This is a genomic window from Leifsonia sp. CL147, assembly GCF_900114565.1.
In the GTDB taxonomy this organism is placed as follows: Bacteria; Actinomycetota; Actinomycetes; order Actinomycetales; family Microbacteriaceae; genus Leifsonia.
This window is the reverse complement of sequence record NZ_FOTM01000005.1, coordinates 203,713-216,032: the sequence shown is the minus strand read 5'-3', so window position 1 is coordinate 216,032 and position 12,320 is coordinate 203,713. Positions and strand designations below refer to the sequence as shown.

7 protein-coding genes are annotated in these 12,320 nt (G+C 70.0%); 5 read left to right on the top strand and 2 right to left on the bottom strand.

Annotation, left to right across the window (positions count from 1 at the left end):
* Positions 1-5: 5 nt before the first annotated feature.
* Positions 6-554 (top strand): YceI family protein, encoded by a 549-nt coding sequence (locus BM287_RS06915; RefSeq protein ID WP_090037280.1) that lies wholly within the window; start codon positions 6-8, stop codon positions 552-554.
* A gap of 101 nt (positions 555-655) precedes the next feature.
* On the opposite strand, the gene BM287_RS06910 is transcribed toward BM287_RS06915, so the two are convergent.
* Together BM287_RS06910 and BM287_RS06905 are read right to left on the bottom strand one after the other, a co-directional pair.
* Positions 656-2,071 (bottom strand): aspartate aminotransferase family protein, encoded by a 1,416-nt coding sequence (locus BM287_RS06910; protein WP_090037278.1) that lies wholly within the window; start codon positions 2,069-2,071, stop codon positions 656-658.
* 2 nt (positions 2,072-2,073) lie between these two features.
* The gene (locus BM287_RS06905; RefSeq protein WP_090037276.1) at positions 2,074-2,556 is read right to left on the bottom strand and encodes an Lrp/AsnC family transcriptional regulator; all 483 of its coding nucleotides are present in this window, start codon (positions 2,554-2,556) and stop codon (positions 2,074-2,076) included.
* A 203-nt stretch (positions 2,557-2,759) separates the two neighbouring features.
* On the opposite strand from BM287_RS06905, the gene BM287_RS06900 reads away from it, so the two are divergent.
* From BM287_RS06900 to BM287_RS06885, 4 genes are all read left to right on the top strand, one after another.
* Positions 2,760-3,968 (top strand): FHA domain-containing protein, encoded by a 1,209-nt coding sequence (locus BM287_RS06900; RefSeq protein ID WP_090037274.1) that lies wholly within the window; start codon positions 2,760-2,762, stop codon positions 3,966-3,968.
* Positions 3,965-4,801: a PP2C family protein-serine/threonine phosphatase gene (locus BM287_RS06895; RefSeq protein WP_090037273.1), complete on the top strand. Its 837-nt coding sequence runs from the start codon at positions 3,965-3,967 to the stop codon at positions 4,799-4,801. Before BM287_RS06900 ends, BM287_RS06895 begins: the two co-directional genes overlap by 4 nt.
* Positions 4,802-4,951: 150 nt before the next feature.
* Positions 4,952-6,382, top strand: a complete 1,431-nt coding sequence (locus BM287_RS06890; RefSeq protein WP_090037271.1) for a serine/threonine-protein kinase — start codon at positions 4,952-4,954, stop codon at positions 6,380-6,382.
* A complete protein-coding gene (locus tag BM287_RS06885; protein WP_090037269.1) occupies positions 6,379-12,306 on the top strand; it encodes an Ig-like domain-containing protein in 5,928 nt (1,975 codons plus the stop codon). The genes BM287_RS06890 and BM287_RS06885 overlap by 4 nt, the downstream gene beginning before the upstream one ends.
* Positions 12,307-12,320: the final 14 nt, after the last annotated feature.

Below are 12,320 nucleotides of genomic sequence, written 5' to 3'. Positions count from 1 at the left end.
ACACCGTGACCATCGAGATCCCCGGCTACAAGGCTGGCACCTGGACCATCGACCCCGTGCACAGCGAGGTCGGGTTCAGCATCCGCCACCTGATGATCAGCAAGGTGAAGGGCGTGTTCGAGAACTTCGACGCCACCTTCGTGACAGCCGAGAACCCCCTCGAGTCGACGGTCACGGCCAAGGCCGACGTCGCCTCCATCAACACCAAGGACAAGAACCGGGATGCGCACCTGCGCACCGGCGACTTCTTCCTCGCCGACGAGCACCCGACGATCGACTTCGTCTCGACCGGCGTGCGCCACGAGGACGGCGACTTCCTCGTCGACGGCGAGCTCACCATCAAGGGCGTCACCAAGCCGGTGACCTTCGAGTTCGACTTCGGCGGCTTCGGCCAGGACCCGTACGGCAACTACAAGGCCGGCGCCACCGCCAAGACCAAGATCAACCGCGAGGACTTCGGCCTCAGCTACAACGCCGCGCTCGAGACCGGTGGCGTGCTCCTCGGCGAGGAAGTCACCATCACGCTCGAGCTCCAGGCCGTGCTAGCCGCCTGACCTGCTCCACCCCGAACCACCCCCGTACCACCCCCGCACAGAAAGGGAGGATGCTCCCGCCGATTCGGCGCGAGCATCCTCCCTTCCCTGTGTTCTGAGGTCTAGAGGTGGTTCGACGCCTCCGTCAGCACCGATTCGAGGATCTGCCGGATCTCGACGAACTCGTCCGGCCCGACGGTGAGCGGCGGAGCGAGCTGCACGACGGGGTCGCCCCGGTCGTCGGCACGGCAGTACAGGCCGGCGTCGAAGAGGGCCTTCGACAGGAAGCCGCGAAGCAGGCGCTCCGACTCGTCGTCGTCGAAGGTCTCCTTGGTGGCCTTGTCCTTCACCAGCTCGATGCCGAAGAAGTAGCCGTCGCCGCGCACGTCTCCGACGATCGGCAGGGCGAGCAGCTTCTCGAGCTCCGCGCGGAAGAGGGGCGAGTTCTCGCGCACGCGCTCGTTGAGCCGCTCCTCCTCGAAGATGTCGAGGTTGTCGAGCGCGACCGCCGCGGAGACCGGGTGACCGCCGAAGGTGTAGCCGTGGTAGAACGACGTGTTGCCGTGCTTGAACGGCTCGTACAGGCGGTCGCTGATGATCGTCGCGCCGATGGGGGAGTACCCGCTGGTCATCCCCTTGGCGCAGGTGATCATGTCCGGCACGTAGCCGTACTCGTCGCACGCGAACATGTGGCCGATGCGGCCGAAGGCGCAGATGACCTCGTCGCTGACCATGAGCACGTCGTACTTGTCGCAGATCTCGCGCACCCGCTGGAAGTACCCGGGGGGAGGAGGGAAGCATCCACCCGAGTTCTGCACCGGCTCGAGGAAGATCGCGGCGACCGTCTCCGGGCCCTCGAACTGGATCATCTCCTCGATGCGGTTCGCCGCCCAGACGCCGAAGGCCTCCAGGTCGTCGGCCGGTGCGCCCATCTCGGCCGCCCGGTAGAAGTTGGTGTTCGGCACGCGGAATCCGCCCGGCGTGAGCGGCTCGAACATCTCCTTCATGGCCGGGATGCCCGTGATGGCCAGCGCGCCCTGCGGGGTGCCGTGATAGGCCACCGCGCGGGAGAGGACCTTGTGCTTGGTCGGCCGGCCCTGCAGCTTCCAGTAGTACTTGGCGAGCTTGAACGCGGTCTCGACGGCCTCGCCGCCGCCGGTGGAGAAGAAGACGCGGTTGAGGTCGCCCGGGGCGTAGGAGGCCAGACGGTCGGCCAGCTCGATCGCGTTGGGGTGGGCATAGGACCAGATCGGGAAGAACGCGAGCTGTTCGGCCTGCTTCGCCGCGGTCTCGGCGAGGCGCTTGCGGCCGTGGCCGGCGTTCACGACGAAGAGCCCGGAGAGCCCGTCGATGTACCGCTTGCCGTGCGAGTCCCAGATGTGGTGCCCCTCGCCGCGGGTGATGATGGGGACGCCGTGGCCCTCCTCCATCACGGACTGACGGGCGAAGTGCATCCAGAGGTGATCGCGCGCTTTCGCCTGCAGGGTCGCCTCATCGGCCGTGATGGGCTCGCCGAACGTGTCTACGGTTGTCGTCATGGTTATCGCGTTCCCCAGTTGTAGAACTGTTTGTGGAGTTTCAGATACACGAACGTCTCGGTGGAGAGCACGCCCTCCAGCGTCCGGATCTCGGAGTTGAGCATCGTGATGAGGTCGAGGTCGTTCTCGCACACCACTTCGGCCAGGATGTCGAAGGTGCCGGCTGTCAGCACCACGTAGTCCACCGCCGGCATGGCCGCCAGCTTGTCGGCGATCGTGCGCGTGTCGCCCGTGCAGCGAACGCCGATCATGGCCTGCCGGTAGAACCCGAGCTGCATGGGGTCCGTGACCGCTACGATCTGCATCACGCCCGACTCGGTCAGCTTCTGGACGCGCTGGCGCACAGCTGCCTCACTGAGACCGACGGCTTTGCCGATCTCGGCGTAGGACTTGCGCCCGTCCACCTGCAGTTGCTCGATGATCGCTTTGGACACGTCGTCGATGACCGCAGCCTTCTGGCCGCTTGTTACCCGAGGGGTGCTCATGGAGCGATTCTGTCAGCGGATGGGGTGCCTGGCAAGCGATTCCGCATCTCTTCGGCGTTTTGGGTGACGAAATCGTTAGAAGTCGCGCTCGGGGCGCACCGTGCTCCGGCGCGGCGCCCGTCCGGCGGGCTACGCTTGCATCGACCACGGGCACAAGCGTGCGGGGCGGGAATCCCGTACGCAGCGATCAGGAGGAGCCGACGATGACTGGCGGCTTCGTCCGGTATGCGCCCACCGCCGGTCCCTCCCGCTGGCTGCTGGTCGCCGGCCGGCGATTCGTCGCCGCTGTCGAGAGCACGGCCTCCGACCAGATCGTCGACGCGGTGTACTGGCTCGCGGACTCGGACCTCGCGACCATCGAGTCCGTCGTCGGGGCGTTTCCGCTCGCCGGCCCGGACAGCGTGCGCTCGTTCGCGGTCGCGGAGATCGGCGAGCCGAACGCGGCGGGCGAGGTCACCGTGACGGCCGTCGTGCGCGGCGGGGCCGCGATCGACGTCTTCTCCGTCGGGGGCTCCCGGCGATTCTCGGCGGGAGGCGTCCAGCCCTGGGTGCTGGCGGAGTTCCGGGCGGTGAACGGACTGGTGCTGCAGGGAGACGACGCGGCGACCGGGCCCGTCGCGCGGCTCGCCGTGGACTCGCTTCCGTTGCGGGTGGGCGTGGCCGACGGTGAGCTCCTGACCTGGACGCTGAAGCCGATCGAGCGCGCGGCGCGTGGCGGGTCGCCGGCGGCGCAGCCGGCCGCTGCGGGCGGGACTGCGGAGGGTGGGGCTGCGGAGGCCGACGCTGCCGTCGACGAGACCATCATCCGTGGCCGCAATCCGAGCTCGAGCCTCTTCGGTGGCCGGGCGACGGCCGAGGGCGAGGAGGATGTCCGGCCTGCTGCGCATCCCGCTCCCCACGAGCTCGCCGGGGCCGTCGACATCGAGGAGCCGCCGGTCGCTCGCTCCGGTTCAGCGGTTCCCGCCGGCGACACGCCGAGCGTCTCCGCCGGCCGGCTGCTGATCGACACCGGAGATCTGCTCCCGTCGACGCAGCCCCTCGTCCCGCCGGCGGCTCCTGCGACGTTCGCGGCGCGGCTGCCGTCGGGGGACAGCGTGGCCCTCGACGTCCCGCTGGTCATCGGCCGCCGTCCGGCGCCGCAGCGCGTCGCATCCGGCGCGGGGCCGCGACTGGTCACGGTCCCGTCGCCCACGCAGGAGGTCTCCTCCACGCATGTCCGGATCGAGCAGTCGGGGGACGCGGTCGTCGTCACCGACCTCCGCTCGACCAACGGCACCGTTGTGACCGGTCCCGGCGGAGCGCGGCGGCTGCGGCCGGGGGAGTCCGCCGTGGTGCTCGCAGGAGCGAGGGTCGAGATCGGCGACGGTAATATCATCGAGATCACCGAAGCCCCAGAAGAAGGACGCGAGTGACGCAGATCGGTCGCAGCAGCAGACGCCACACAGTGGCCGTCCCCGGCGACACCGACGCGCGCATCAGCCTCTCCTGGGCGGCGCTCAGCGACACGGGCTACCGGCGCAGCGTCAACGAGGACAGCCTCCTGGCCCGGTCGCCGATCTTCGCGGTCGCGGACGGGATGGGCGGCCACACCGCCGGAGACTTCGCCAGCACGGCGGTCGTCACGCGCCTGGCCGAGAAGGTGAAGGCGGACTTCGTCGGAGAGGTGGCGCTCACCGAGGCCCTGCGCTCGGCAGTCGACGACATGGGTCGCGGCGTCGGCCACACGGACCTCGGCACCGGGACGACGGTCACGGGGATCGCCCTCACCCTGGTCGACGGCTCGCCGTACTGGCTGGTGTTCAACATCGGCGACTCGCGCGTCTACAGCTACCGGGACGGGCTGCTCGAGCAGCTCACGGTCGACCACTCCATCGTGCAGGAGCTGCTCGACGCCGGCGCCATCTCGCCGGCCGAGGCGGAGGTGCACCCGCACAGCAACGTCATCACGCGGGCCGTGGGGTTCAACGAAGACCCCGTCCCCGACTACTTCCTGCTCCCGATCGTGGCGGGGTCCCGGCTGCTGGTCTGCTCGGACGGGCTGACCAAGGAGCTCACCGAGCACGGCATCCGCTACTTCCTGGCGGAGGGATCGTCGCCGCTCGACGCCGCACAGCAGCTGATGGATGCGGCCCTCGGCAACGGCGGACGCGACAACGTGACCGTCGTGGTCGTCGATGTGCTGGCCACTCCGGAGTCCGGCGCACATCGCGAGGGCGCATCCCACCGGGCCGCTCCCCGGCACTGATCCTGTCCCCCGACTTGGGGGTGAAGGAGTTGTCCCCAGTGCGGGTTCGACCCCGCCGACGGCGCGAAGCGGCTGCCTACAATTGCCAGACACTCTTTTATCCGACGCTTTGCACCTGCGACGCGTTCCGCCGACGAACGGGAGGAGCAGATGGCCCGGCGCTTGCCGTCCCAGCCCCCCAACCTTCCCGGCTTCTCGTATGTCCGCGTACTCGGTTCGGGTGGCTTCGCCGACGTCTTCCTGTATGAGCAGAACCTTCCGCGACGCCAGGTCGCCGTGAAGGTGATGCTCGCCGAGGTCGTCACCAGCCAGGTGAAGCAGATGTTCCAGGCCGAGGCGAACCTCATGGCCCAGCTGAGCACGCATCCCTCGATCCTCACCGTGTACCAGGCGAGCGTGTCCTCCGACGGCCGGCCGTACCTGGTGATGGAGCTGTGCTCCGCGGCGATCGGGCAGCGCTACCGCACAGAGCCCATGTCGGTGCCGGAGGTGCTCAGCACCGGGGTGCGGATCGCCAGTGCGGTCGAGACCGCCCACCGGACCGGGGTTCTGCACCGCGACATCAAGCCGTCCAACATCCTGAGCACCGCCTACGGGCATCCCGTGCTGAGCGACTTCGGCATCGCGGCGACGCTCAGCGAGGCGGATGTGACGGAGGCGATCGGGCTCTCCATCCCGTGGTCGGCGCCGGAGGTCCTGCTCGACGAGACCAGCGGGACCATCGCGAGCGAGGTGTGGTCGCTGGGTGCGACGATGTACTCGCTGCTGGCCGGGCGGTCCCCGTTCGAGGTGCCCGACAAGGAGAACACGTCGGCCGAGCTCATCCAGCGCATCACGAAGGGCCGGCCGCTGCCGATCGGGCGGCCCGATGTCCCGCCGCGGCTGGAGCAGGTGCTGCTGCGCTCGCTGTCCCGGCGCCCCTCGCAGCGGCAGCGGAGCGCCCTCGACTTCATCCGTGAACTCCAGGCGGTGGAGACCGAGCTGGCCCTGCCGCAGACGCCGATCGAGGTCGCGATGGACGACTGGGCGCTGGCCACGGCGGCCGACCCGGAGGACCGGACGCGCGTGAAGGGCGTCGTCGCCATCGACCCGGGCGGAAAGCGCCGCCGGCGCAGGCCGGCAGCTGTCGCGTCGACCGTCACGCGGGCGCCGACCCGGACCGTCATCCGCGAGAGCGGCAGCGCTCAGACACCGCAGCAGCAGCCCCCGCCGTCGCGCGTGTCGCGGGCGCTCGTGCTGTCCTTGATCGCGTGCGCTGCGCTCGTGGTGGTGCTCGCCGTCACCGCGACGGTGGTGCTCGTGCGCGCCGGCGCGAGCGACGACATCCCGACCGTCCGCGACCTCAGCGGCCGTATCACCGGAAGCACGATCGTGTTCACCTGGAGCGATCCGGGCCTCCATCAGGGCGACAGCTACCAGGTGACGGTGGACGACCAGCCGCCGAGCCTGCAGCACGCGACCGAGTTCCGGGTGGATGCGAAGCCCGGCGAGACCGTGTGCGTCACGGTCACGGTGAACCGCAGCGGCAAGAGCGGGACGCCGAGCGGTCAGAAGTGCGTCGAGAGGGCAGGCGGGACGTGAGCCGCCTCGGCGTCATCGGCTCGTGGCTCGCCGCGCACAAGTCCCTCGCGGCCACGGCCGTGAGCGGAACGGCGGTGGCCACCCTGGTGGCCACGCTCGCCGTCGTCTCCGGGGGCTACAGCGCGCAGCACCTGCAGCTGAACGACGCCGCGGTGTGGGTGTCGAGCGATGCGAAGAAGTCGCTCGGGCGGGCGAACACCGAGATCGACAAGCTGAACACCGTGGTGGCCGGCACCGGGGAGGCGCTCGACGTCGTCCAGGACGGCACCGACGTACTGCTGGTCGACCGCGAGGCGAACACGATCGCGGTCGTCGACCCGGCCAAGGCGGAGGCGGGCAAGTCGGTGGCCCTGCCGCCGCGATCGCCGCAGGTCTCGCTGGCGGGCGGCCATGTCGCCCTCCTGTCGCAGGTGACCGGCCAGGTGTGGCTCACCAGCGTCGGCCAGCTCGACGAATTCAACTCCGGCTCCGCCCCCACGATCGATCTGGGGGGCCGGGCGGTGGCGGCGATGGACCCCTCCGGGGTGCTGTTCGCCTATCAGCCCGCGAGCAGGTCGCTCGTGCGGGTCGACCTCGAGGCTGCGGCGCCGTCGACGACCACCCAGACGGTCGCGACCCGCGGCGACGGCGCGAACGTCGCGCTCACCACGGTCGGCGGGCACTGGGCGCTGCTCGATCCGGACGAGCGCACGGTCTGGGTGGACGGTCGCGCCATCGACCTGGCTCCCGTCCTCCCGGCCGGTTCGGATGCGGTGCTCCAGCAGCCGTCGGCGGCAGGGAACGCGGTCTGGATCGCCACCTCGACGGGATTGGTGCGCGTCCCGCTCGACGGCGGGAAGCCGACCCGCGCGGTGACGCAGAGCGGCTCCCGTCCGAGCGGCGCTCCGGCGGCGCCGGTGACCGTCGCCGGGTGCACCTATGCGGCCTGGAACGACGGCACCGCCTGGCGGTCGTGCTCCGCAGCGGGAGCGGGGGACCGGTCGACGCTGAGGGACGTCCCGTCCGGCGCCACCCTGGCGTTCCGCACGAACGGCGACCGGGTGGTGCTCAACGACGGGCGCTCCGGCGTCTCCTGGGCGGTGCAGAGCGGCAATGCGCGCATCGACAACTGGGATGAGCTGGTCTCCAAGAAGTCCACCAAAGAGCTGGTCGACCAGACCAAGCAGGACACCGCGCCGCAGTTCGAGAAGCAGGAACAGCCTCCCGTCGCGGTGGACGACGCCTTCGGAGCCCGGCCGGGCAGAGTCACCCCGCTGCCGGTCCTCCTCAACGACTACGATCCGAACGGCGACGTCCTGACCATCGACTCGTTCACCGCGGTGCCCGCGGCGCAAGGCTCGATCGAGCTGACCAACGCGGACCAGCAGTTGCAGATCTCCCTGCCCGCAACCGCGACCGGCACGATCGGGTTCGACTACACGATCTCCGATGGACGCGGTGGAACGGCGACCGCGCATGTCGTCGTGAGCGTGCGGACACCCGTGGAGAACAGCCCGCCGGTCTGCGTCCGGACCGCCAAGGCGGTCGTGCAGACCGGTGGGAGGGTCACCGCGCCGGTCCTGGGCGATTGCTACGACCCCGACGGCGACTCCTTCTATCTTGCGGGCGCCTCCGTCCCGGCGCCCGACCAGGTCACCTTCACCCCGCAGGGCCAGATCGCCTACTCCGATCACGGCGACGGAGCCGGGGTGAAGGATGTGGCGCTCTCGCTGTCCGACGGCCGGGCCGATTCTGCGGGACTCCTCGCCGTCACCGTCCGGCCGCCCGGGCAGGTCCCGATCATCGCCGACCCGTTCGCGGTGGTCGCGTATCAGGGGCAAGAGGTGACCGTCGCGCCGCTCGACCATGTCCGCGGGGGCAACGGCACCGTCCGGCTGAGCACGGTGCCGACCAAGGCCGACGCGACCATCACCCCCGACTACCAGGGCGGGACCTTCCGCTTCACGTCGGATCAGGCCGGGACGCACAACATCGAGTACTCGGTGACCGACGGCGTCATCACGGCGACAGGAGTGGTCCGCGTCGAGGTCAAGGCGCCGCCGGGTGCGAAGACCACCCCGATCGCCGTGCCGCATACGGCCTTCATCCGGGAACAGTCGACCCAGGATGTGGACGTCCTGTCGACCGACATCGACCCGTCCGGCGGAGTGCTGCTGGTCACCGGTGCGACGGAGCCGGGGCCGGCGGCCGGCGTCCGCGTCCAGGTGCTCCAGCAGCGCACGCTCCGCGTCACGCTCAGCCGGCCGCTGGAGGGCCCGGTCGACTTCCACTACCGGCTCAGCAATGGCCTCGCCGACACGGTCGGCACCGTCACCATCGTCCAGCTGCCGCCGCTGACCGTGCACCAGCCGCCGATCGCCGCCCCCGACTCGGTCTCCGTCCGCGTCGACGACGTGGTCGACATCCCGGTGCTCGCCAACGACGTGCAGCCGGACGGCGACAAGCTCACGCTCGACCCGGCACTCGCCACGCCACTGCCCAGCGGCGCCGGCCTGCTCTTCGCCAGCGGGGATCATCTGCGCTACCTCGCGCCCGCCAAACCCGGAAACTACACGGCCGCATACAAGGTGTACGGCGCCGACGGCCAGTGGGCGACGGCCGAGGTCTCCATCGCCGTGCGCGAGCGGGATGCGGCCACGAACAACCCGCCCGTCCCGAAGACCGTGACGGCCCGCGTGCTCGCCGGCGACACGGTGCGGATCACCATCCCTCTCTCCGGCATCGACCCGGACGGCGACTCCGTCCAGTTCATCGGGCAGGAGACCAACCCGCAGAAGGGTGCGGTGGTCGCCTCCGGCCCCGACTGGATGGACTTCCAGGCGGGCGACTACGCCGCAGGCACCGACACGTTCACCTACGCCGTGGTGGATGCGCTCGGCGCACGGGCGACGGGCACCGTGCGGGTCGGCATCGCGGCCCGCGTGGAGGGCGCCCGCAATCCCGTCGCTGTCGAGGACGACGTGACGGCGCGTCCCGGCCGGACCCTGCTGGTACAGGTGCTGGCGAACGACAGCGACCCGGACGGCAGCCCGCTCAGCGTGACGGCCGTCACGTCGCTCGACGGCAAGGCCAGGGCGAAGATCACCGGGAACCTGGTGACGGTGACCGCGCCGAAGACCGAGGGCGCCTACGGGTTCCTCTACACCATCCAGAACGAGCGGGGCGGGACCAGCCAGGCGTTCCTCCGGCTCACCGTGGATGCGAAGGCGCCGCCGGCGCGTCCCATCGTCTCCGACACGACTCTGGGGCTCTCGGACATCCTCGGCAAGGATCGCGTCGACGTGAATGTCCTGGCCAACGTCTTCTTCGCCGACGGGCCGGTCTCCACGCTCAAGCTCTCGCTGGTTCCGGGCTACACGAACGACGCACAGGTGACCGCAGCGAAGCGACTCCGGATCGCGATCGGGTCGAAGAGCCAGATCGTGCCGTTCCGGGTCGCGAATCCCGAGGATCCGTCCGTCATGGCTTACGGGTTCGTGCATGTCCCCGGGTATGACGACGCGTTGCCGCAGCTCAAGCGAGGCATTCCCAAGCTGACGGTGGTGAGCGAGAAGACGCTCACCATCCACCTCAACGACTACATCGTGGCGGTGGGAGGCCGGAAGGTGCGCCTCACGGACGCGGCGACCGTCCGGGCGACGCACGCCAACGGCGACGACCTGGTCGCCGGAAGCGACACCCTCCAGTTCACGTCCTCGCCGCGGTACTTCGGGCCGGCCTCCATCTCGTTCCAGGTGACCGACGGGTCGAGCGCGACGGATCCGAACGGCAACGTGGCCACGATCGTGCTCCCCATCGACGTCACTCCGCGCGAGAACCAGCCGCCGGTGTTCACCGGAGCCCTGATCGACTTCGAGCCGGGCCAGACCAAGACGGTCGACCTCACGAAGGTGACGACGTATCCCTACGTCAAGGACCAGGGCGAGCTCGTCTACACCGTCCAGGATCCGCGGCCCGCCGGGGTGAGCACCTCGCTCGACGGTCAGAAGCTGACCATCACGGTCGCATCCGGGACGGCGAAGGGATCGACCCCCTCCCTCTCGATCGGGGTGAAGGATGCGGTCAACACCGGTCAGGCCGGCCGGATCGACATCCAGGTGGTGCCCTCGACCCGGCCGCTGGCGAGCCCCCAGCCCGACCGGGTGATCGCGCCTCGCGGCCAGACGACGACCGTGGATGTGCTGGCCAACGACGGCGCCACGAACCCGTTCCCGGGCACGCCGCTCCGTGTCCTCGCGGTCCGCGGCCTCGGCACCGGTCTGCCGGACGGCGTGAGCATCACGCCCAACGCCGACGACTCGCAGCTGCAGGTCGCCGTCTCGGCGACGGCGGCGCCCGCGGATGCGACCCTGCAATACGAGGTGGCCGACGCCACGGGCGACCCCGACCGCTACACCTGGGGAACGGTCACGATCTCCGTGCAGGACCGTCCGGCGCCCGTGTCGAACGTGCAGATCGCCGCCATCGGCGACCGCAGCCTGACGGTGAGCTGGATCCCCGGCGCCTTCAACAACTCGCCGATCACCGGATTCGACGTGACGATGTCCTCGGCGGCGAGCGGAGCCGTGCTGTCGACGACGCAGTGCGCGACGACGACCTGCGCGATCACGACGCCCGGCAACGGCCCCTCCGATGCCGTCACACTGAGCGTGCGCGCGCGGAACGCGCTCGGCCTGTCCGATCCGACGGCGTACGCCGAGCCGGTGTGGTCCGACGTCATCCCGAACGCGCCCGCCGGGTTGTCGTCGCTGCCGCTCGATCACGGTCTGCGGATCTCGTGGTCGAAGCCGGCGGATGCACCCGGGGCGAGCCCGATCACGTCCTATCTGGTCTCCGTCGGAGGGATCGCGAACTCCGTGCAGGCGCTGGCATCCGATCCGGTGGGTACGACGTACTCGCTGAACGTGACCGCGGACGGCATCGCCAACGGCGTCGCGATCGGGTTCACGGTGGCATCCCGCAACGACTTCTATCAGGGCCGGACGACGTGGAACCAGAGCCAGGGCAGTGGCGTGCCCGCGGGCGCACCGACGACCACGGGCATCGCGCCGGTCGCCACTCCGGACACGACGGACGGCACCAGTGCGACGCTGAGCTGGCCGAACGTCTTCGGAGACAACGGCAAGGCGATCACCGACTACTACGCGGGGGTCTTCCGGGGGCCGGGCGCGCCGGGCTGCTCGGTCAGCGGTGTCGGGACGGACAACCCGGTGGTTCACCCGGATCCGGGCCTGCAGGATGTGCAGGGCGGCAGCGTGACGTTCACCGGACTCAGCCCGAATCAGACGTACAACTTCATCGTCTACGCCTACAACGGCCAGGGCTGCACTCCTGCCGCCGTCGTCAGTGCGACTCCGCGGCAGTCGCCCGGCAGCGTGACCGGGATCGCCGTCAACCGGCGCGTGCAGAACGGCACGACGGTCGACTTCGAGGTCACCGTCTCCTACCGGTCCGGGGGCGGCGCGAATCCCACGTTCGACTACCAGCTGCTCGACGGCGCGGCCGTGGTCGACAGCGGAACACTGAAGGGCACCACGGGCATCCTGTCCGGCTCGGGCGGAAACCACTACGGCATGCCGCTGACCGTCAAGATCACGCGGGTCTGCGAGGGCTACCCGGACGGCTCGTCCCTGTGCACCGACCAGAGCGCGACGCAGGATCTCGGCGTCGCGGTGGACCTCTCGATCGGCGGCGCGCGCTACGACGCCGCCACCCATATCTTCACCTGGACCAGCTGGCCCACGGGGGCCTACGACGCCGTGACGTACAGCTGCGACGGCGCGACCCAGCTGCCGATGCCGGCGGCCGGCCAGACCGCCTCCTGCACGGCGCCGGCGAACGATCCGTCACCCACCTTGACGGTCCGCGTCGTGTCGAAGCCCGACACGTACGCCGTGGACTACCCGGGATCGGCACTGCAATGACCGCGCGACGGCAT

Coding starts and splice junctions, on each gene's coding strand:
- BM287_RS06910 (WP_090037278.1), bottom strand. CDS start 2,071: ATGACGACAACCGTAGACACGTTCGGCGAGCCCATCACGGCCGATGAG.
- BM287_RS06905 (WP_090037276.1), bottom strand. CDS start 2,556: ATGAGCACCCCTCGGGTAACAAGCGGCCAGAAGGCTGCGGTCATCGAC.
- BM287_RS06900 (WP_090037274.1), top strand. CDS start 2,760: ATGACTGGCGGCTTCGTCCGGTATGCGCCCACCGCCGGTCCCTCCCGC.
- BM287_RS06890 (WP_090037271.1), top strand. CDS start 4,952: ATGGCCCGGCGCTTGCCGTCCCAGCCCCCCAACCTTCCCGGCTTCTCG.